The sequence below is a fragment of the Paenibacillus radicis (ex Gao et al. 2016) genome (assembly GCF_014641555.1).
In the GTDB taxonomy this organism is placed as follows: Bacteria; Bacillota; Bacilli; order Paenibacillales; family Paenibacillaceae; genus Pristimantibacillus; species Pristimantibacillus radicis.
This window is the reverse complement of sequence record NZ_BMHY01000011.1, coordinates 123,802-144,785: the sequence shown is the minus strand read 5'-3', so window position 1 is coordinate 144,785 and position 20,984 is coordinate 123,802. Positions and strand designations below refer to the sequence as shown.

At 51.5% G+C, this 20,984-nt stretch carries 16 protein-coding genes and 1 riboswitch; of the genes, 7 read left to right on the top strand and 9 right to left on the bottom strand.

The features are described from left to right. Positions 1–32: 32 nt before the first annotated feature. Positions 33–1,061: an ABC transporter substrate-binding protein gene (locus IEX98_RS23105; RefSeq protein WP_188891949.1), complete on the bottom strand. Its 1,029-nt coding sequence runs from the start codon at positions 1,059–1,061 to the stop codon at positions 33–35. 145 nt (positions 1,062–1,206) lie between these two features. Then, positions 1,207–1,323, bottom strand: a riboswitch (TPP riboswitch). A 197-nt stretch (positions 1,324–1,520) separates the two neighbouring features. Between IEX98_RS23105 and IEX98_RS23100 the strand changes: the two genes are divergently transcribed. Then, positions 1,521–2,855, top strand: a complete 1,335-nt coding sequence (locus tag IEX98_RS23100; protein ID WP_229692342.1) for a glycosyltransferase family 4 protein — start codon at positions 1,521–1,523, stop codon at positions 2,853–2,855. 69 nt (positions 2,856–2,924) lie between these two features. Here the strand turns inward: IEX98_RS23100 and IEX98_RS23095 are convergent, their stop codons facing one another. After that, positions 2,925–3,875, bottom strand: coding sequence for a GDP-mannose 4,6-dehydratase (locus IEX98_RS23095; RefSeq protein WP_188891947.1), 951 nt, complete (start codon positions 3,873–3,875; stop codon positions 2,925–2,927). Then, entirely contained in the window at positions 3,872–4,921 is a 1,050-nt protein-coding gene (locus tag IEX98_RS23090; protein WP_188891945.1) for a mannose-1-phosphate guanylyltransferase, read from the bottom strand. The genes IEX98_RS23095 and IEX98_RS23090 overlap by 4 nt, the downstream gene beginning before the upstream one ends. A 289-nt stretch (positions 4,922–5,210) precedes the next feature. Here IEX98_RS23090 and IEX98_RS23085 point away from each other — a divergent pair, with 289 nt between their 5' ends. Continuing rightward, positions 5,211–5,780: a hypothetical protein gene (locus tag IEX98_RS23085; protein WP_188891942.1), complete on the top strand. Its 570-nt coding sequence runs from the start codon at positions 5,211–5,213 to the stop codon at positions 5,778–5,780. Positions 5,781–5,870: 90 nt separating this feature from the next. Here the strand turns inward: IEX98_RS23085 and IEX98_RS23080 are convergent, their stop codons facing one another. The 3 genes from IEX98_RS23080 to IEX98_RS23070 are packed head-to-tail and all read right to left on the bottom strand — an operon-like array spanning position 5,871 to position 8,773. Beyond that, positions 5,871–6,923 (bottom strand): GT-D fold domain-containing protein, encoded by a 1,053-nt coding sequence (locus tag IEX98_RS23080; protein ID WP_188891940.1) that lies wholly within the window; start codon positions 6,921–6,923, stop codon positions 5,871–5,873. A gap of 39 nt (positions 6,924–6,962) precedes the next feature. After that, positions 6,963–7,706 carry a glycosyltransferase family 2 protein gene (locus tag IEX98_RS23075; protein ID WP_188891938.1) on the bottom strand — a complete coding sequence of 248 codons (744 nt, stop codon included), beginning with the start codon at positions 7,704–7,706 and terminating at the stop codon, positions 6,963–6,965. Beyond that, on the bottom strand, positions 7,703–8,773 hold the full coding sequence (locus tag IEX98_RS23070; RefSeq protein WP_188891936.1) for a glycosyltransferase family 2 protein: 1,071 nt from the start codon (positions 8,771–8,773) through the stop codon (positions 7,703–7,705). Before IEX98_RS23070 ends, IEX98_RS23075 begins: the two co-directional genes overlap by 4 nt. Positions 8,774–9,055: 282 nt before the next feature. Between IEX98_RS23070 and IEX98_RS23065 the strand changes: the two genes are divergently transcribed. The 3 genes from IEX98_RS23065 to IEX98_RS23055 are packed head-to-tail and all read left to right on the top strand — an operon-like array spanning position 9,056 to position 12,047. Continuing rightward, complete coding sequence (locus IEX98_RS23065; RefSeq protein ID WP_188891934.1) at positions 9,056–9,742, top strand: class I SAM-dependent methyltransferase; 687 nt, start codon at positions 9,056–9,058, stop codon at positions 9,740–9,742. 6 nt (positions 9,743–9,748) lie between these two features. Next, the gene (locus tag IEX98_RS23060; protein WP_188891932.1) at positions 9,749–10,840 is read left to right on the top strand and encodes a glycosyltransferase family 61 protein; all 1,092 of its coding nucleotides are present in this window, start codon (positions 9,749–9,751) and stop codon (positions 10,838–10,840) included. A gap of 34 nt (positions 10,841–10,874) precedes the next feature. Next, positions 10,875–12,047 carry a glycosyltransferase family 4 protein gene (locus IEX98_RS23055; RefSeq protein WP_188891929.1) on the top strand — a complete coding sequence of 391 codons (1,173 nt, stop codon included), beginning with the start codon at positions 10,875–10,877 and terminating at the stop codon, positions 12,045–12,047. Here IEX98_RS23055 and IEX98_RS23050 read toward each other — a convergent pair. Then, entirely contained in the window at positions 12,044–13,945 is a 1,902-nt protein-coding gene (locus IEX98_RS23050) for a DUF4214 domain-containing protein (RefSeq protein ID WP_188891927.1), read from the bottom strand. The two genes, IEX98_RS23055 and IEX98_RS23050, sit on opposite strands and share 4 nt — an antisense overlap. A 210-nt stretch (positions 13,946–14,155) precedes the next feature. On the opposite strand from IEX98_RS23050, the gene IEX98_RS23045 reads away from it, so the two are divergent. Both IEX98_RS23045 and IEX98_RS23040 read left to right on the top strand, forming a co-directional pair. Then, positions 14,156–14,836, top strand: a complete 681-nt coding sequence (locus IEX98_RS23045) for an acetyltransferase (protein ID WP_188891925.1) — start codon at positions 14,156–14,158, stop codon at positions 14,834–14,836. A gap of 3 nt (positions 14,837–14,839) precedes the next feature. Continuing rightward, on the top strand, positions 14,840–15,958 hold the full coding sequence (locus IEX98_RS23040; protein WP_188891922.1) for a DegT/DnrJ/EryC1/StrS family aminotransferase: 1,119 nt from the start codon (positions 14,840–14,842) through the stop codon (positions 15,956–15,958). A 959-nt stretch (positions 15,959–16,917) separates the two neighbouring features. Here the strand turns inward: IEX98_RS23040 and uvrA are convergent. Both uvrA and gmd read right to left on the bottom strand, forming a co-directional pair. Then, positions 16,918–19,362: an excinuclease ABC subunit UvrA gene (uvrA, locus tag IEX98_RS23035; RefSeq protein WP_188891920.1), complete on the bottom strand. Its 2,445-nt coding sequence runs from the start codon at positions 19,360–19,362 to the stop codon at positions 16,918–16,920. Positions 19,363–19,670: 308 nt separating this feature from the next. Beyond that, entirely contained in the window at positions 19,671–20,780 is a 1,110-nt protein-coding gene (gene gmd / locus IEX98_RS23030; RefSeq protein ID WP_188891918.1) for a GDP-mannose 4,6-dehydratase, read from the bottom strand. Positions 20,781–20,984: the final 204 nt, after the last annotated feature.

Genomic DNA, 20,984 nt, shown 5'->3' with positions numbered 1-20,984 from the left:
TCCGTTATGTCCGCTCATCGCTAGTTCAAGCATTACTTCGGTAAAAATTCGTTTGTGAACGCCTTTTCGGCTTCAAGCTCTTTGTCCAGCAGCTTATGATCAAACATCCATTTGGCGTAGTTATTCCATACTTCAAGCTTTTGCTCGCCCCAACGTGCTGCGTCATCCTTATATTTCGGACTCAGCCACTTCTGGCTTGCGCGTACCAGCTCTGCATTCAAGTCCGGCTCTGCTTTGATAAGCACTTCGGCTGCATCCTCCGGATGATCAATTGCAAATTGATAACCCTCAGACGCACCTGCCACGAAAGCTTTAACGAGTTCCGGCTGCTCTGCAATCATCTTCTCGTTTGCAGTCAATATTGGCGTATAGTAATCCAGTTTATCGCTATAATCCGTCAAATAAACCATGTTCAGCTTCTCGCCGCGAAGCTCCGCTTCAACGCCCGTCCACGCATAGAAAATCCATGCAAAATCGATGTCTCGCTTTACAGCCGTGAAGAAGTCGGTGTCGCCGATACTCAAGATTTTCACCTTGGAAACATCAGCTTGCTCTTCCTGCATAATAGATTCGATAACTGCCGCTTCCACAGGAGCGCCCCATCCTCCATACGTTTTCCCCTCGAATTTTTTTGGAGAATCGATGCCTTTAGCGACCGGGGAGGCAAAGCCCGAGGTGTTGTGCTGAATGACCGCTGCTACCGAAACGATCGGCAAACCGGCAATTCGTGCCATCGTAAGCGATTCTTGATAGCTGACGCCGAATTCCGCTTTTCCGGAAGCGATCATTTTATCAGCTCCGTCCTGTCCAGGCTGGATGATCGTTACGTCGAGTCCATGTTCCTTGAAAAACCCTTTGTCCCGAGCAACATACAACCCGGTATGATTCGTATTTGGCGTCCAGTCGAGTACGACGGTTACCTTCTTCAGATCGCCGCTTGCATTTCCGTTTTTCTCCGAGCCCGCTTCATTTGTTTTTGCGGCTCCGCAGCCTGCAAGTACCATCATTACTGCGAGCAGCGCAATCGCCGCCCTCCATATGCCCTTCCTTGTTCCCCTCATATCCATTCTCTCCTTTTCTGTCTTTCATCAAATCGCATGGTCGGGAATAATGCTAACGGTAAAAGAATAGCGTCCCCCTGATACGGAGGACGCCCTTTAGTCGGCTGTTTGGCGCATGACGAGAAGAGGCAGAATATGCCTGCTTACTGCATGATGCGGTTCCATTCCTACGCTGGCATTACCCAGATCAGGTATACGGGTCGGAGTTGATGACTCGGAACTCCCTCTCAGCCGGCCTCCGCCAGCTCCCCTAAACGATTTAATTAAATGAATAGGCTCATTATAACAAAGCGGTTGTCAAAAGCCAAGAAAATAACATTTTCTGCAGCTCTCCTCTACTTACAGAAGCGGGACAAATGCCGCTTTTTTAAGTAAAAGGGGCAAACGCCTGCCATGACAGCCGTTCCCGTGAATAAACTAGAAACGAAATGATTTCCGGTCCCCGCAGAGAGGAAGGGAATGATGGATAAACGCACGAGACGCCGGACTCACAAGAAAAGATACCGATCGAAAGCAAAGTCCTCCAACAAGTCACTCAAGCGCAAAAGAAGGACGAAGAGAGTCCGCCCCAGGAGGAAACCGCGACAAGCGAGAAGACGAAGCCGCAAACGGCTGCGGCGTGCAAAAAAACAACTTGCCGATCAGACGAATCGGACAGAAGTGCTGCCTAGTCCCCCCGTCTACCCGCAAGGGCTAAACATTGTCGGCTTCATCCGGGCAGAGATGGGAATCGGGGAATCAGCCCGGCTGGCTGCAAGATCGGCGAATGCTGCCGGCATTCCATTCGGCTTGCTGGACTATCCGATTAAAGTCTCGTCGAGAATGCTCGATGACAGCTGGTCGCATAAAGAATTAAACGAACCGTTATACAATACGAATGTCTTCCATATTAACGCCGATTTCATGGCTCCTGCTCTGGAGCATTTCGGGCCATCGCTCCCGCAGAACCGCTATAATATCGGCTACTGGCACTGGGAGCTGCCGGACTTTCCCGATGAATATGCGGATGCCTTTAAGCTGGTTCAGGAAGTATGGACCTGCAGCCGCTTTGTCGCCGATTCGATTTCGCGCAAATCGCCCGTTCCGGTTATCACCATTCCGCATGGAGTTACTGTGCAGGTGTCCTCCGAGTACAACAGGAGCCACTTCGGACTGCCAAGCGGACGTTTTCTGTTTCTCATGATGTATGACGCCCAAAGCTCCGCATCGCGCAAAAACCCGCAAGCGGCCGTCGAAGCGTTCAAACTCGCTTTCGCCAAAAACGATCCCCGGGTTGGACTCGTGCTGAAGCTGAACAATGCAGGCTTCCGTCCGGAGGAATTTGCCCCCATTCGCCAGTTAGCGGCAGAGCATACTAACATTTATCTGATCGATCAGTCGCTTTCACGCCTTGAAGTCAACTCTCTGCTGCAATGCTGCGACAGCTTTGTTTCGCTGCATCGGGCCGAGGGCTTCGGGCTCGGATTAGCCGAATCGATGTATTTGGGCAAACCGGTCATCGGTACGAACTGGTCAGGCAATACCGAGTTTATGAACAGCACCAATTCCTGTCCCGTCAACTATAAGCTCGTGCAGGTCGGGCAAGACTGGGGACCCTACAAAAGCTATCAAACCTGGGCAGAGCCCGATGTCCAGCATGCCGCTGCTTATATGAGAAGATTGGCGGATGAGCCGCAATGGCGCGCAGCCGTCGCAGCTAATGGCAAATACACGATTCGCAACGAGTTTTCTCCACTGGCAGTCGGCCAGCGCATGAAGGCTAGGCTGGTAGAGCTCGGTCTGCTTCCCGTATAAACCATAAAAAGGCCCTGACAGCGCATGAACTTGCTCCATCGCCGCTCTCGGACCTTTTTTTGGTTGCTATTAAATTGTCCCTCGCCAATAGTTCAATAAATCAAGCAAAGTCGATTCGAACGGGATCTCAGGATGCCAGCCGGTACGCGCATGAAACTTTGAATAATCGCCGACAACGACTTTGACATCCGACGGCCTCAGGCGAGAGGTATCCTGCTGGATATCAATTTGTGTCGTGCTGAAGCCAAGCAGAATATTCAGCACTTCCCGGACCTCCCGGCCAACTCCGGAAGCGATGTTGTACACTTCCCCTGGCTCGCATTTGTCCAACGCAAGTCCATAAGCTCGAACGACATCCCTTACATCCGTAAAATCGCGCCTGGCTTCCAAATTACCGACATAAAGCACGGGCGGCTTAAGCCCCTTCTCAATCTCCGCAATCTGCTTGGCGAAATTAGAGGTGACGAACTGTTCGCCTCTCCTTGGGCCGGTATGATTGAACGTCCTTACGCACACTGCATGCAATCCGTAATTTTTGAAATATTGATAGCCCAAAAAGTTTTGTGCGATTTTGCTCACCGCATAAGGGCTTAAAGGCCGCAGCGGGTTCGTCTCCTTAATTGGCACCTCATCCGCCTCGACCTGCCCGTATTCTTCACTGGAGCAGGCGATCAAAATTTTGCCGGAGGGACAATGCTTTCGCATCGCCTCTAATAAATGCACCTGACAGGAAAGATTATTGTGAATCGTCTCCATGGGCGCGGCCCAAGAATCAGGAATAAAGCTTTGCGCTGCAAGATGAAAGATGAGATCCGGCCGAAGCTCCGCAATCATCGCTTCTACGGCAGCGTGATCCGTTAATTCACATTCATACAGCCGCACCATATCCCGCAGCTGCACAACATGCCGGAGGGAACTGCTGCTTCGGATCGTACCAGACACCTCGAAACCACCGCCAAGCAGATGCTCGGCCAGATGGCTGCCAGCAAAGCCGTTGATGCCTGTAATCAATGCTTTCATGCCTCACGATCCTCCTGATCGGAATTCATAGCTTCGATGGCCTGCTTAACTTTTTGCTCTTCGCTTTTATGACAGATGAGCAATCCCTCCCCCGTCGATACGATAATCAAATCCTCTACGCCGATTACGACTACTTTTTGCTGCTCGGAATATACGATGCTCCTTCGTGTAGAAAGCGGATAGATGCGGCCAAACACCATATTTCCGTCATCATCGGTCTCGAATACGCGCTCAAGCGAGGTCCATGTACCGACATCATCCCAAGTGAACTCAATTGGTATCGTATAGAGCAGCTCCAGCTTCTCGATAATCGCATAGTCGATTGAGAGCTTCGGAAGCTTTCTATACGCTTCTTGCAGCGCCGCTCCCTCCTGCCGGAAAATTCGCCACATCTCGGGTTGATACCTCTCCATGTAGCCTGCAATGGTGGATGGTCTCCATATAAAAATGCCGCTATTCCAATATATGTTGGAAGACTGAATCAATATCTCCGCTTTTTCCTTTGAGGGTTTCTCGATAAAAGCGGTCACTTCCTTTACTCTGCTGCCGTATTTCTTATCAGCCGTCGCTTCAGAGGCTTCTATATAACCGTAGCCGGTCTCAGCTCGGGTCGGCACGATGCCGAGTGTGACGACGACGCCAGTGTCCTTGGCAGCGGCCTCAGCGATGCGGAGCGCCTCCATTAGCTCATCCGCATCCGGTATATATTGATCGGACGGAGCCGTAACGATCACATCATCCAGACCCCGCTTCATAAAAAAGTCTGCTGTAATGGCAATACACGGCGCAGTATCCCGCTGATCCGGTTCAATAATTAGCTGCTCTAAAGGAAGCGTCGGCAGTTGCTCCCTGACGATGGACAAATAATTTTCGCTTACGGCAACGTAGACATCCTCCTCTGCCAGCGCGCTGCGAAACCGGTCATATGTCATTTGAAGCATCGTGGCGTATTCCGATGTGAGGGCCAGAAATTGTTTCGGCTTATCCGCTGTGCTTCGGGGCCAGAATCGTGTTCCCTTGCCCCCTGCCATAATAACTGCCTTCATTGAAGCTCACCTCGAAACTCTAAACCTACTTGTCGACTTACTGATTGCACCAAACCGCAGCTCCTCCTCATATAAACGATGCTTTATAGTTGAAACGCCATATTAACATCGTATGCTTTGCTAGAGAGAAGCTAATGGACGAATACACCGCGACAGTCATAATTAAGGCAAATAACTCGGCCAACATCCTATTTTATAAAATATACAATTGACTACGGTACAGCTACCGTGGCTCTCTGAATCTACTGACATATACTTTACTATACCAACCGAAAGGAGTAGATTTTAAATGGGTGAAACAGGTTTAACAGGTTTAACCGGGTTAACCGGGTTAACCGGACTGACCGGCGCTACTGGCGCTACCGGCCCCACTGGCCCTACTGGAGCCACTGGCGCTACTGGTTTGACGGGCCCTGCAGGTCCAGGCTCTGCAGCAGTCGGCGCTCAAGGTGTAGTCCCTACCAGCATTCCAACAGCCGATACTGCCGTTACCGCCGTATCGATCGTCGTTCCAGTCACAGCGACTTCCAATCAAGTCATCGTTAATGGTGTTGTTGACGTGGATATCAGCTTTACTGCGCTTCTCGCGGTTGCGCTCAATCCTACAATAACAGTTGATTTGTTGCAGGATGGTGCAATTGTTGCGACAGTCGCCACCGTTGACCTTCTTGCTATAACGCTGCTTGGACTCTTCTCGATCGAAAGAGCGATTCCGGTCACGTACTTTGCTGGAGGTTTGGCAGCCGGCTCTCACACGTATTCGCTGCAAGTCACAATCTCCGGCGTTGTTATCGCGCTTGGAACAACTGCAACGATTACGTACTCGTCTTTGGCGGCTACGATCGGCACAACTCCTTAATAACAAACGGCTTGAGGCTTAGCGAGCGGGAACTCCACCACGAACAAATCGCCCCTTACGGGGCGACTACATAGAGTAAAGGGATAACGGTTAAAAAGGGGCTTCACCTTTAATGATAGAATCCGCCATATGGCCGAAATCAATGACAACCTTGCCTGTAATCCGTGCCAGCTCTTCCGCAATCAGCACTGCTGAGATGCCGGCTGAGACCAGCGCCAGATCAAAAGCATGATGCTGAGCTTCGGCTGCCGCTCTTGAAGCATCTCCAACGCCGTTAACCGGCGTGACCACACCAGCGACCGTCACACCGTATCCGGACAGTGCGGAAGACAGCGCATCGGCTTTATTGCCGATCAGCAGCACTCTGCGGCCTTGAAGCAAGCGCTGCAAATAACCGCCCTTATAGAGCCCGTAATTGACAAGCGAATCCGCAAACGGCCGGCTCCGAATGTCGATGCCGTGCGCCTGCAGCACAGAACCGGCCAGCAGTTGGTAATTAGGCTGCCTCAGCACGGGAATACCGACAATATCCGCCCTTCTTACCGCTTCCCGTAATTGATCTCGAACGGCAAGATTAGGCACTTCTATCCCGGCATAGGATAAAAACCCGCCTTCCTGCCGAACGGCCTCAACCGGCATAACCGTCTCCTGCGCCATCGCCAGCAGTTCCCCGTCACCCAATCTAACGACCGATAAGGGTGTCTGCTGATCCAGGGCTAACGCAATGCGATCCGCTACCTGCTCTACGGACATCAGCCGTACGAACCGCTCTTGATGGGCGGCAATACCCGCGGCGATGATTGCGTCCAAAGGTGTATCGGGCAGAATGCAATGCGGCGGCATCAACCGGTCAACGATAGCTTCGCCGCCATCATAACGACCATCAGTGACTCCTTTTTTATAGCCTTGTTGAAACCCTTCCTCTTTATTGGGACTTGCTGCAGTACTTTCGCCGCCCTTCACCAATCCGGTCTCGAAGCCGTGGCCAAAACCTGCCGTATGGCCGCTGTCATAGCCTTCGTCATAATAGCGCCCATCCGGCTGCAGCGGCTGCTTGCTGCGGCGCATTTTTCGACTGCCTACCCGGCGCTTCCGTTTCGTTACTGCCGTTTTTCTTCTTCTTTTTCTTAATCGGGCTGCCATCGTTTTCGCTCATCTCCCATTGCCGCCATGATCCGGCGCTTATATGAACCGATGGGGGTCAACTCCCCATTTATCAATAAACAACTGCCGATTTCGGGCAAGCAGCTCATTGAGCGCCTCCCGATCGCCTTGCTTAAAGCTGGCACTGCCATGATGGAAAACAAATGTGTCCTTCGCAATGACGATGCGATATCCGGCCAGGCTGGCGCGATAGCAATAATCGTCATCTTCGAAATGGCCGGGGGAAAACCGTTCGTCCAGCAAACCGACCCGCTGCAGCAGATCGCGGCTAAACAGCATGCAAAACCCGATGACCCGTTTGACGACCTCATACTCCCCCCTGTGCTCATTCAAAAGCCTGGCAGCTGTTTCCACATCATTGCCTGTCATTTCAATCTGCTGGCGGCCGCTCACATAATTGGATAATGGCCCCACAATACCAACAGCAGCATCGCGCCGGAAATGCTGGAGCATGTTGCCCAGCCAATGCTTGGATACAAGAACATCATTATTAAGCAGCAGGATATACTCGCCTCGCGCAAGCCGGAGCCCCCAATTGCAAGCTATGGGAAACCCCGTATTGCCCGGATGGGAGATGAAATTAATATTTTGCTCCTGTAGGTACGCGATCGTTCCGTCCGTCGAACCGTTGTCAACAACGATAAGCTCATAGGGCTCGGTCGTGCAATTGCGGATCGAGGCAACTGCTTCGCGCAGCAGAGGAAGCCCATTATAGGTCGGGATGATAATGCTCGTTAGCCCCGTTTTCTCATCCTTCTTCAATTAGATCCCCTCATTCTAACCGTGTCCGCGTATTTCAACCTTGGTTCGGAGCTGCCCATCGCCCAGCCAAGCGCCTCCAAATGGTCGCCGACAATCAGTTGGATCATTTCATTGCCTGCGCCGGTATTGGACTTTCGAGCCCGATTGCGCGTAATGACGTCGACACTCCCGCCAACTCCTACGCGAAGACCTGACTTCAGAGCAATCGCTTGCGCCTTGGGAGGAACGGCCAAATTGGCGGCTCCGATCTTCTCGATTGCGTGACGGGACATCGCATGCGGCACAGCCGTTAACGAATTAATGGACAAATCCTCGCGCTGTATGGAACGGTTGAGAAATTCCTTCAGCATCGTCACTTCATCCCTTCCCTCGAAATAGCCGATGAAAGGCGTCAAATCGTTTAAGGCTACATCCAGTCCGCCATCTATCCGCTGGACAAAGGAAAGCAGCTTTTCGGCGTTGATCGGAATGTCCGCATCGACAAAGAGCATAATCTCCGACACGCTGACTTTCGCGCCGATCGCTCTTCCGACGTCATGCCCGAGGGGGCTTCCGTAATGGAGGACGATCGCACGGCCGCTGTTTCTCGCATTATGCAGACTATTATCGGTCGAACCGTTAACGATGACGACAATCTCTTGCAGCGGAAGCCGCTCCAGCTCTTCAATCGCCGCGCACAGAGACTGCTCCTCATTCATGACCATGACGACGGCTCCAACCGTCCTTTCGGTTGGCAGCAGCAGCCAGTTCGGTATTTCTCTCCCGCTCACCGAGAAATAACCGGCCAAAAATGACTTCATGCGGGAACTGTAATTATCCGCTGCAACACCTTTACCCGATTGTCGCAATGAGGCCGCCCAATGCCTCTGCAAGGCGAGTTGTTCCTCTTCACTCTGCTGTACAAGTCCGCTCTCGGCCACGTTGCGGCCAAGTTTCCACGCCACTTGCGAGTGAGTGACCGGCTTCGGTGCGGTTTTGCCCCGTTTCCGTTTCCCGGCGGTTTTGCGCCGCGTCGAACGTACGGGTGAGGGCTTGCGTCGATTGCGGCGAGCACGTACCCGGTTCATGTAATAAACCCCGCTCCTCTCATCATAGTAGACTTATCACTATGACATAGTATGTTCCCCGCCTTGTTGCGCAACGGCTAGTGTACAGCCCTTTTCCGCCCGCTGAAGCAATCCCTCCGCTTGTAAGAAACGATACTTCTCTATGATTAACTATCGCAAAATCGCAGTGCAGATTCGATAAATGTGCAAATTGCCTTGGCTCAATCGCCCTATCCTATCATTAGGTTTAAACATAGGATACGGTAACTGTGCTCTTTGATTCTCGCAACTGGAGGTTTAACTATGGATTGGAAGTATTATGAGCCGCATTTCGCCGCGGACAGTTCCCCTAAGCTGCCTGCGGAATTTATGAAAGAAGGCGCATGGTCCGGACATCGCCGTTTTGCCTACGATCTGGTACGGTTCGCCCAGCCTCGCGTGCTGGTTGAATTAGGAACGCTATACGGAACCTCCTTTTTCAGTTTTTGCCAGGCGGTGAAGGATGGCTCCCTGCCGACACGCTGCTTTGCAGTTGACACGTGGGAAGGCGATCCGCATACCGGATCCTACAGCCATTACAGTGATGTCATCTATGAAGCTGTTCATTCCTTTACAACGGAACAGTTTTCCGGAATCGGCGCAACGCTTCGCGGCACCTTTCATCAAGCTTTGCCCCGCTTTGCCCAAGGCTCCATCGATTTGCTTCATATTGACGGCTATCACACCTATGAAGCTGTACTGCATGACCTTTCGACTTGGCTGCCAAAAATGGCAGACAACAGCATTATTCTGTTTCACGATATCGCAGTCCGGTCCGGCGATTTCGGCGTATATAAGCTCTGGGAGCAGCTTCGCGATTATCCGAGGCTCCAGTTCAATCACTCAAATGGACTTGGCGTACTGTTTCCGAAAGGATGTCCCGCTTCATTCCAACCGCTGCTTCAACAGCAGGATCGGCTCGCGGCCTATTACGAGAAATTTAGGAGCTGAGTTCCTATGTACAAAATCCCGACGGCGTTCTATGAGAAGACGAGCGAATGGATTCAATCGCTTCAATTGCCGCTTGAGCAGGTACCTCTTTACTATCAGATCATCCATCCCGCAGAAACTCGCAGCCTGCCGGATATCAAGGGCTATGACGGACATCGCTGGCTGCCGATTTGCAGCTGTGACGACGCATTCGTCGCCGTCATTCCGAACGGACGTCTCGCGACGAGCAATTGTTATGTCGTAACACCTGACAATAGAAGGCTGCGGGATCTGGAATACGACTGCCCGCCCATGACACTGACGGAGCTGCCGCCTCCCGTTCATATGAATAAAACCGTCGCCACGCTAGTATGGGGCTGGAACTTGCCTCATTTTACGACAAGAACGCATAACATTTTCGGCCATTGGTTTTTTGATATTTTGCCCCGCTTCCATCTGTTAGAAGAGAGCGGCATACCGATCGATCATTACGTGATCGGCAAATTGCATTATCCGTTTCAATATGAATCGCTGCGCATGCTGGGTATTCCAATGGATAAATTGATCGAGGTGGAGCAGCTCGATTTCCATATGGTTGCCGATGTGCTCATTGCACCCGCAGTACCCGTCGTCATCGGCAAATGTCCGCCTTGGGCTTCCCGTTATATCGTGGAGCGATTGAAACATGACCAGCATCTTCCGAAACGGAGAGGATTTGAACGGATCTATATTTCCCGGGAGGACGCGGTTATGCGCCATGTGGCGAATGAAGCCGAGGTGATCGGCATGCTGGAGACGTTTGGCTTTCGTAAAATCGTGCTCTCGCCCTTGTCGACCGCCGAGAAGATCGCGATCTTCTCCAGCGCCCGCACCGTCATCGCACCCTTTGGCAGCGGCAGCATCAATATCGCTTTTTGCGAGCCCGGCACAAATTATATCGAATTGTCGCCCAGCAACGTAACGGACAATTATTTTTGGAAGCTGGCCGGTCATGCAGGGGTCAATTATTACGAAATGATATGTCCGATCGAGCATCCCGACAAACCAGTGCCTGGAATGGACAATATTGTCGTCAATATCACTAAGCTTAAGCGGATCATGAGACTAGCGGGCGTATAAGCTCAGCCTTTCATTCAACAGGAGGATAAACATTTTGAGAATACTCATTTGGTCGGTCAACTTCTCTATTGGAGGAGGCATGCGGCTGCTGCACAACTTGACGAAGGCAATGGCTAGACAGCCCGGCGTTGAGCATATCCGGCTCGTTGTCGGGTCGCATTCCCTTTCGCGGAATATGAATGAGCTGAACAGAGTTCCAAATATAGATGTCGTCGTCCATGATACAACCATTGATCATCCCGACGCTTCCTATTTGCTGTCCCATGTCGATGTTATCTATTATTTCTGGCCGCATACGCATCAATATGTGCCAATGGATCGTCCATCGCTCTGTACGTTCCACGACACGACCTTCTTTGATTTTGTACCGCCGTTCACCGATGGCAAACAGCTCGAAATCCATTGGAGCTTGTCTCAGAAATGGCTCGACAATGTCACCTCTGTCGCCGTATCTTCCCAGCATATGAAAAACCGGCTGATCGCCCATTTTGGCAGCCGTAATGCCAACGCGTTCGTTATTCCACATGCGATTACACCAATCGCAAGCTCTCATTCAACCCAGCTGTCGCCTACTCTAGCCAGCGTTCTGCCTCGTGAATATATCATTTATCCGTCCAACACCTCACCGCATAAAAACCACAGCAATCTGCTGCTGGCGCTGGCTCAATATAAGTATCGAAAACAGCATCCGCTTGTACTAACCGGCTACTTGACGGAACAATTGCGGTTTCCGTTTCCGAACTTCGCCAGCGAGTTCAGCTGGCTGCCGACATTGTCTTCTATTATGAATACGAATCAGCTGCAGATCGATTCGGATGTATACCCGTTAGGCTTCGTATCGGATCAAGACATTCCCGCGCTCATTAAAAACGCGAAAGCGCTCATTATGCCTAGCCTTTCAGAAGGCGGCGGAAGCTATCCGGTTGAAGAAGCACTCCGGCTCGGAACGCCTGTGCTCTGCTCGGATATTCCGGTTATGCGGGAGCACCTGTCCCGGCATAGTGCCAAGATCGCATGGTTCGACCCGCATAGCCCGAATTCCATCGTTGCAGCTTTGGAAGAGCTAATGAAAAACTATGAGCTCTACAAAACATCTGCCATACAAGGGATACATGATCCTACCGAAACTTGGGATGATATTGCCGCCAAATATGTCTCTGTGCTTCGTGAAACGTATTACCGCTATTATGCCAGACGTATCTATTAAGGCGTTGAAGCAGCAATGTTATCAATGATAGCCGAGTAGTCGCGCGCCACATCGATCCAGTTCCGGTGCAGGATGCCGCCCAGCGCGGCTTTCTGTTCCGGCACAACCGACTTGCCTTGAAGCCACAGCCTGGCAATGGCATCTGCCATCTCCAACTGGTCGCGGGGATTGAATGTTGCGAAGCTGCTCGAATCGGCGATGACTTCCTCTACCACTTCCAGCCGCCCATAGGCGACAGGAGTATCCATGAGCAAGGATTCCAGGATCGGGAACGGACAGCTGCCCTCAAATAGCGTCGGAACAATCGTTCCGCTCGCATACTTATAGAGGGACGGCAGTTCTCCCGACGGGATTCGGCCAAGAAATTGAATAGAAGTCCGAATGCCGGGATCCCCGATGGCGTTGAGCGCCGCTGTGATTTCCTGCTGCCGCGGGCGGTTGGCCAATACATCGGTAAATACGAGCTTCAAACCCGACGCTGCGCCTATCTCTGTCAATCGGAACCGGTGAAAAGCATCGATCAGCCGCTCATGATTTTTATGAAGCCGGATGACGGACGGGAAAACCATATAAGGACCATATAACTTATATTTACTTCGGATCGTGTCTTCACTAACGACACCAAAGGCCGAATATTCCTCCCGGGGCGCCGCGAACCGGATGACGGTCGTCTGGTGGGCTGGCAGCGATAAAAACTTATGACCCTCATGGCGCCTGGTAAACTCTGAGTCGAATACGACGGCTGCCGCCTTGGCAGTAATCTTTTGCGCAATGGCATGAACGTATTGATAGTGTGTCTGATTGCCCGCATACAGCTCTGGAAAATGTAAATATACGAGATCATGCAAACAAATAATCGTTGGCTTCTGCAAGTATTGCGCCAATGCCATGCCGATATAAGGCACGATCCAGACGTCGGCGGGAACATTGCGGTTAATCATATCCATGCTGTCTGAATGATGGATATGGACGCGGCCTTTATAGCGTTCAAGCAAGTAGTGGAACACGGCGCTCGTCTCTTTGAAATTCGCTTCTGTCGTCGTTACATGCAGCGCATACCCTTTATCGAGAGCAAGAAGCCCTTCTGACAGCCGGACAATGAATCGGCCTATGCCTTCGCCGTCCATCGAAATTTGCGACCCAAAGCATAGGAAAATGCCGATGTTCCGGTATTGTCCGGACGATCGGGGAGCTGCCGGAGCCGGAGCGCCTGCGCCGACCAGCAGGCTTTGCGCTTCATCGGAGAGCAACAACCGTGCGATCCATATCCGCCGCTGCAGCCCTTGACGTAAAGCCCCTGCATAGCTGGCAACCCGCTCGGCTTCAGGCTCACGCTGCAAAAGATGAACATGAGCGGCATGAATGAAATCCAGTTCCGCAGCCGGGAACAAGTTCTGGAAAACATGGGCGGCCGTGTTTGCCTCGCCAGATGGTCCTCTGTCGAACACGCTTTCCGCTTCTTGGCTCTGAATAAGCGACGCCGCGATCCACACTTTTGCCGTTCCGTCCTCGAGCCGCTGTTTGTGATCCTGGAAGCCTGCGGCGTCCGGTTCTCTTTGGAGAATCTGACGGTAGAGCTCCCATAAAAATTCATCATGATCTAGTTTGAATATTTCGCGAAACCAATCTATGATGCGCCCGCCCACAGGGAGCTGCTGCTTGAAGAGCTCATTGCCCGCTCTCAGCCGAACGGCGTCAAAGCCTTTCTTCTCCGCTCTTTTTCTCGTTCTTGCTCTTGCCAGACGGCGGCGATATCCTTTACGGCCCTTGCGGCCTTTTCGCCTTCCTTTGCCTGATCTTCGCAGCAATCTTCTTGGCTTTGCATGCTTGCGGCGTTTTCTTCGGCTTTGCGAACCGCGCTTTATTGAACCTCTTTTGCGATTACCTTTGCGTTTCATACTCAGCCTCCAATCCGTCTTCTTCTAGTTAGAGTATTGTCACGGAGAGAAAGAGCAACGGCATTCGCCCGAGCGGGCCGGGGTTTGCAACCATATTTGTGAAAATAGACGGCTGTCTACCCCTTTTTGAGACCATTTCAACGGAACTGAATAAATTAGAGTAACTGCTCTTCTCTTGCCATTCTATTAGATGAGAAGGAGTCGAATGCGATGCGTCATCACGCTCTGCCGAACAAGACCGTCATCGTCGGCGCCGGAGGGCATGCCAAGGTCATTATCGACATTTTGCGGGCAGATACCCATGTGGAATTAATCGGCTGCCTGGGGCAGCATGAGGGCAACAAAGTTATGGGGCTTGCCGTACTCGGAGGCGACGAACAGCTTCCACTGCTTTACGCCCAAGGCGTCCGGCACGCATTTATAGCTGTTGGAAACAACGAGCGCAGACGTAAGCTGGCAGGCTATGCCGAATCGATTGGCTACGAGCTAGTCAACGCGATTAGTCCACGTGCTTATATCGCCGCTAATGTTACCCTCGGCAGCGGCGTAGCGGTGATGCCCGGCAGCGTTATTCAGCCGGATACGACCGTCGGCTCCTATTCGATTATTAATACCGGGGCTACTATCGACCATGATGGAGTAATTGGCGAAGCCTGCCATATCGCTCCCGGCTGCACCCTGTCCGGCAACGTTTCCGTGGGCGATTTAAGTTTCCTCGGAACCGGCACAAAGGTCATTGACGGGATGCGGATCGGGGCGGGATGCATGATTGGAGCGGGGGCCGTCGTTATCCGGCATATCCCCGATCATGCGCTTGCTGTCGGCGTGCCTGCTGTCGTCAAGCGCATTCAAGCTTCTATAGAACCGAACGTATCACGGAGGGAGACTTAACGAATGGAAGGCAAATTTTATCCGGTTGCCGTTCCCGTTTTAAACGGAAATGAAAAAAAATACGTGATGGACTGTATAGATTCCTCGTGGATTTCATCGACGGGAAAATATATTACTGCTTTTGAGGAAGCCTTTGCTGCTTATTGCGGGGCCCGTTATGCCATATCCTGCAGCAACGGAACGACTGCGCTTCATCTTGCTCTGCTTGCGCATGGGGTTGGCCCCGGCGATGAGGTGATCGTACCGACTTTGACCTTTATCGCCACCGCCAATGCCGTCGTCTATTGCGGCGCAAAGCCTGTGTTTGCTGATTGCGAGCCGGATACATGGAACATCAGCATCGAGCATGTTGAATCGCTCATAACGCCAAATACGAAGGGCATTATTCCCGTTCACCTGTACGGCCATCCGGCCGAAATGGATGCGGTTCACGCATTGGCTCAGAAGCATGGCCTGTTCGTTATCGAAGACGCCGCCGAAGCGCTTGGCGCGGAATTTAACGGACGCCGAACCGGCTCGTTAAGCGGCTGTGCCACTTTCAGCCTGTTCGGCAACAAAATCATTACAACCGGCGAAGGCGGTATGATTACGACTGATGATGAAAAACTCGCCGGGATGATGAGGACGCTGAGAGGGCAAGGCATCGATCCGGTACGCAAATACTGGTTTCCTGTCATCGGATACAATTACCGGATGACGAATATGCAAGCTGCCGTCGGCTGCGCGCAGCTGGAAAATATCGATTGGCATGTGGGCGAGCGCATTCGCGTCGCCTCGCTATATGAAGCGCAGCTTCGAGACACAAGCGGTATTACGCTGCCCGTCCAGAAGCCTTGGGCTAAAAATGTGTATTGGATGTACAGCATCGTGCTGGATGGTGCCGACGAAGAACGGCGGAACCAGTTCATGGCGTTGTTGAAGGAGGATGGCATCGAGACCCGGCCGTTCTTTTATCCGATGCATGTGCTCCCGCCTTATAAAGATCTTCAGGCGCTTGACCAGTTTCCAGTCGCTAACCGTATCGCGGCGCAGGGCCTTAACGTTCCGACCTATGGCGGGCTCAGCGAGTCGGATGTTCAGTATATAACCGACCGTATCAAATATCGGCTGCTGAATGGGTAACGGCTATTGAAAGGTGAAAGGCTGCCTTCCTTTTTGAGGAGGGCAGCCTTTTTTCATGGCCGCGGGAATCTGCTGGCGTAACCAGAACCTTGCTCAAACCCAGGGATGGCTGCGCGTTTCGGTTCATGCAGTCATTCTTGATTCCATTTCTCCATCGCCTATACGATGGTAAATGAATTGAATCGGCAAAAAGTCTGCCTGAACTCGTAACGCTCCGCTTACCCTCTCTAACAAACTCAAACCAAAACTCCCTTAAAACACTTATTTAGAAAAATATGTTCAGCTATAGCTTTGGTGAGCAACAGCTTCCCATTGCTAACGAACAGCGAACCGGCTTCGCAATTTAGCGAAGACCGGTTCGCAAATGTTACTCGAAATATACGGAGTTGGGCTGCTTTCGAGCATTAGCGAAGAGAATTTCGCTAGTGAGGAAGCTAGGTTCTCGAAAAGCGAAGTTTAGTTCGCTGTAGCGTTTGCCGACTTCATTTGGCGCTCGTGCAGCGAATTTTGCTTCGCTCTTTTGCGAAGCAGGTTCGTAGTACGTCTCAGCCGCCAGTGCGCACCTAGTAGAGAAAAGCAGCAGCCATACCTTTACCAATGGACGGTAGACGAACCGGCCTTGAACAATAGTTTACCTCTCCGTTCGATCGTCTCCCTGCACTCCTGTACTCAGTCACAAGTGGGTGTTAACGAACAGCGAACCGGCTTCGCAATTTAGCGAAGACCGGTTCGTATTTTTCACTCGAAATATATGGAGTTGAGCTGCTTTCGAGCATTAGCGAAGAGAATTTCGCTAGTGAGGAAGCTAGGTTCTCGAAAAGCGAAGTTTAGTTCGCTGTAGCGTTTGCCGACTTCATTTGGCGCTCGTGCAGCGAATTTTGCTTCGCTCTTTTGCGAAGCAGGTTCGTTGTACGTCTCAGCCGCCAGTGCGCACCTGAAAGAGCAGAGCAAAGCTGCAGCTATACCTTTAGAAATTGGCCGGTGAACGAACCTGGCGCTTGAGCGACAGCTTCCGGCGTTCCGCTGGCAATCAGCTCTCCGCCTGCTGTTCCGCCGCCTGGCCCCATATCGAGTACCCAATCCGACGAAGCGATTAGGTCAGTATTATGCTCCACCATAATGACCGTATTGCCTGCGTCCACCAATTTATTGAGCAGCACATGCAGCTTTTGTACATCAATGGGGTGCAGACCGGTGGAAGGCTCATCCAGCAAATAGAGCGTGTGGCCGGGTGCCGGCTTGCTCAGCTCCCGCGCCAGCTTCAGCCGCTGACCTTCACCACCGGACAAGGTCGTCACGGATTGGCCCCATTGCAAATAGCCTAGTCCGACCTCGCATAACAACTCTAGCAAAGCCGCCATCTTTTTTTGCTTGGCGAACAGCGGTACGCTTTCTTCTATGCTAAGCCCCAATATATCGGAAATCGAATAACCTTCATATTGGACTTCCAGCACCTCTGGTTTGAACCGCTTTCCCCGGCACTCCGGGCATTCAACTTGCAAATGTGAGAGGAAATGCATATCCACCACGACCTGCCCTAGACCTTCGCAGCGGTCGCACCTGCCGCCAGTTGTATTGAAAGAAAAGCTATTCTCCTTCAATCCTTTTTCCTTCGCTGTCGGCAAGGAAGCGTAAATTTTCCGCAGCAGCGTATATAGATCAATATAGGTAGAAACGCTGGATCGCTGCATGCGGGAAAGCGGAGACTGGTCAACCCGAATCATGTTGTCGATTCCGTCCAGACCGGTAATTTTACGGCAGCCTGGTACAGCGGCTTTACTTCTATCCGCGTTTGCAAGCAGTTCAAACACCAAGGTCGATTTTCCCGAACCGGAAACGCCAGACACTGCGATCAAGCAGCCGAGCGGAAAAGAGGCCGTCACCTTCTGCAAATTATGCAGCTCAGCGTCATAGATTGTAATTTGCTCGCCGCTTCCGCTCCGCCTCTTAGAGGTGAGCTTCGTATTTTCATTCAAATAGCGTCCGGTTACAGAATCCGGCTGACACATGAGCTCCGCAACTTTTCCCTGACCGACGATTTCACCGCCAAAACGTCCCGCGCCTGGTCCAACGTCAATGACGTGATCGGCTTGTTCAATGACAAGTTCATCATGTTCGATAACGAGCACCGTATTACCGAGATCTCGCAGTTGCTTCATCACATGTACCAGCCCGTCCGTATCTTTCGGATGCAGTCCCGACGTCGGTTCATCTAACAAATACAAAACCCCGGTCAAACCGGAACCTAGTATGGATGCAAGTCTCAGCCGCTGGGCTTCGCCACCGGATAAGGTTATGGCGTTGCGGTCCAGCGACAAATAACCAAGCCCGACATTTACGACTCTTTCCACTTTGATAAGTAAGTCGTATAAGACTGTTTCCAGCAGGCTGTCTCCATCCTGTTCGTATTTCGACTGGACTCGGTTCAGCCACTCGCAGAGCTCGTCCAGCGACATCTTGGAGAGCTGTGGCAAACGTTGACCTTCCACCGTCGTAAGACGGCTTTCCTCTTTCAATCGCTCTCCGCCACAACATTCGCAGGATTGAGCTATAAAATAATCCGCTTCCCCCGACTGCCCTTCCTTTTCCTTATACCGCCGCCACATCCCGTTCAGCACTCCTTCAAACTTGCCCTTTGTTACGGCCTTTGGGGGAGAGATAGTTGGGAATCGGCTGGAGAAAGCTTCGCTTTCTGCTCCATACAGCAGCAAGTCCCATTGCGCTTCACTGTATGAATGCAAAGGCAGGATGCCGCTCATCTCAAGACCATAATGCTTGCCGGCCGCCTCAAGAATCGCTGTCTGGTAATCGGCTAGCATCCCGTTCCAGAACCGGACACCCCCATCCTTAATGCTTTTCTCCTTATTGAAAACTGCATCAATGTCAATTTCCACCACCGTTCCCAAACCGCTGCAGGTTGGGCAAGCACCATTTGGGGTATTAAAGGAAAAATCCGACTTCGTCAATCGCTTGTTCTCATGCCCGCATGCCGGACAATCGACCGTCTCAGACTCTTCGATTGCTGAAGGCGGAATAGCTGCGTTGCAATGCACGCATCGCCGCTCCCCTTTTTTATGAAACACAAGCCTCAAATACGTATACATATCGGTCACGGTTCCCACCGTCGATCGTGGGTTGCGATTCGTCACATGCTGGCCTACAGCAATCGAGGGCGACAACCCGACGATTGAATCAACTTTAGGCTTTGATATCGATTCTGAAGACAAACCGCTCGACTCCATATACTGCCGCTGGCACTCACGCTGCAAAATGTCCATCGCAAGTGTCGACTTGCCTGAACCGGAAGGGCCAGTGACAACCACCAGTTGATGCTTCGGGATATCCAGCGAAATATTTTTCAAATTGTTTTCTCTTGCTCCTTTAATACGAATAAAATCGTGCATGCAACACTCTCCTTAATTGCTTGATTTTATAGAAGCAACGCGCCAACTCTACACACTAACCTTAGTCTACAACATTCATGCAAATGATAAGGCTGTGTCTAAAATAGTGCGTAGTGATAGGAGTATTACATATTAAATCTGTCATGGAGCAAGAAGGTTTTTCTTGAGCCTCTAACAGCCGCATGCAGATTTGCACGACCTACAGCGCTGGTTTCCCTCCTTAGCTATATGTATAAAAGCATTTCTCAGCAAATAAAATCCCCGACAGCAGCACTGTCAGGGATATTGTTGAGTCGTTATTTCCATATTTATTCGATATCTAAGCTGACGCTGTAGCCCAGCTTGCGAAGCTCGACAACGCGGCGCGCTTCCTCTAGATCATTAGCGACCATTTCCTGTACAAGTCCGGCTAGATCCGTCTGCGGCGTCCAGCCTAGCTTCTCGGCCGCTTTCGTTGGATCGCCTAGCAGCAAATCAACCTCGGAAGGCCGGTAAAAACGGGGATCGACCTGTACGACTTTCTGCCCGATCGCCACTTCAGGACGATTGCTTGTTACAACATAACCGTACTCTTCCGCACCTTCACCCTCAAATGCAATCTCAATGCCCGCTTCCGCAAAGGCAAGCTGAACAAAATGCCGCACTTCGGTCGTTTGGCCGGTCGCAATAACATAATCTTCTGGTACGTCCTGTTGTAAAATGCGCCACATCGCGTCAACATAATCACGCGCATGACCCCAATCCCGCTTAGCCGACAGGTTGCCTAGGCCAAGCGTTAGCTGCAGTCCGCTAGCGATGCGGGCGACTGCACGCGTAATTTTTCGCGTTACGAATGTTTCGCCCCGTACCGGGCTTTCATGGTTGAACAAAATCCCGTTGCAAGCATACATGCCATATGCCTCACGGTAATTGACCGTAATCCAATAACCATAGAGCTTTGCTACTGCATACGGACTTCGCGGATAAAATGGTGTCGATTCACTCTGCGGCACGGCCTGCACAAGTCCGTAAAGCTCTGAGGTCGAAGCTTGGTAGATACGCGTTTTTCCAGTTAGACCAAGCAAGCGGACCGCTTCCAACAACCGAAGCGTGCCGATCCCGTCAGCATTAGCTGTATACTCTGGCGTATCGAAGCTGACATGAACATGGCTCATCGCCGCTAGATTATAAATCTCATCAGGCTGGATGTTTTGAATCAAACGAACGAGATTCGTTGAATCGGTCAAATCGCCATGATGCAGCGTCAAACGCCGCTCCAAACGGTTCGCTTCCTCCACAACGCGATCAATGCGACCCGTATTGGAAAGCGAGCTGCGGCGCCGCAGTCCATGCACGATATACCCTTTCTTAAGCAGCAGTTCGGCCAAATACATGCCGTCCTGCCCTGTAATTCCTGTAATGAAGGCGACCTTGCTCATGGTTCCCTCCGTCGTTATTCATAGTTGGTTTTGGCCATTAATGCCTGCCACTCCAATATGGTATGAATCTAGTACGGCTCGGGCATCGGTTAAACAACCATTTCCGGCAGACGAAGGTAAGTTACACCCGATAAATCATATCAAACAAATTCGTTCATGTTCACAGGCAGATTGCGCAAGCAAATGTACTTCCGATCACTGTAA

Bases quoted from the DNA above. Each gene is read 5' to 3' on its own strand.
- IEX98_RS23105 (WP_188891949.1), bottom strand. From the start codon at position 1,061: ATGAGGGGAACAAGGAAGGGCATATGGAGGGCGGCGATTGCGCTGCTC.
- IEX98_RS23100 (WP_229692342.1), top strand. From the start codon at position 1,521: ATGATGGATAAACGCACGAGACGCCGGACTCACAAGAAAAGATACCGA.
- IEX98_RS23095 (WP_188891947.1), bottom strand. From the start codon at position 3,875: ATGAAAGCATTGATTACAGGCATCAACGGCTTTGCTGGCAGCCATCTG.
- IEX98_RS23090 (WP_188891945.1), bottom strand. From the start codon at position 4,921: ATGAAGGCAGTTATTATGGCAGGGGGCAAGGGAACACGATTCTGGCCC.
- IEX98_RS23085 (WP_188891942.1), top strand. From the start codon at position 5,211: ATGGGTGAAACAGGTTTAACAGGTTTAACCGGGTTAACCGGGTTAACC.
- IEX98_RS23080 (WP_188891940.1), bottom strand. From the start codon at position 6,923: ATGGCAGCCCGATTAAGAAAAAGAAGAAGAAAAACGGCAGTAACGAAA.
- IEX98_RS23070 (WP_188891936.1), bottom strand. From the start codon at position 8,773: ATGAACCGGGTACGTGCTCGCCGCAATCGACGCAAGCCCTCACCCGTA.
- IEX98_RS23065 (WP_188891934.1), top strand. From the start codon at position 9,056: ATGGATTGGAAGTATTATGAGCCGCATTTCGCCGCGGACAGTTCCCCT.
- IEX98_RS23060 (WP_188891932.1), top strand. From the start codon at position 9,749: ATGTACAAAATCCCGACGGCGTTCTATGAGAAGACGAGCGAATGGATT.
- IEX98_RS23050 (WP_188891927.1), bottom strand. From the start codon at position 13,945: ATGAAACGCAAAGGTAATCGCAAAAGAGGTTCAATAAAGCGCGGTTCG.
- IEX98_RS23045 (WP_188891925.1), top strand. From the start codon at position 14,156: ATGCGTCATCACGCTCTGCCGAACAAGACCGTCATCGTCGGCGCCGGA.
- IEX98_RS23040 (WP_188891922.1), top strand. From the start codon at position 14,840: ATGGAAGGCAAATTTTATCCGGTTGCCGTTCCCGTTTTAAACGGAAAT.
- uvrA (WP_188891920.1), bottom strand. From the start codon at position 19,362: ATGCACGATTTTATTCGTATTAAAGGAGCAAGAGAAAACAATTTGAAA.
- gmd (WP_188891918.1), bottom strand. From the start codon at position 20,780: ATGAGCAAGGTCGCCTTCATTACAGGAATTACAGGGCAGGACGGCATG.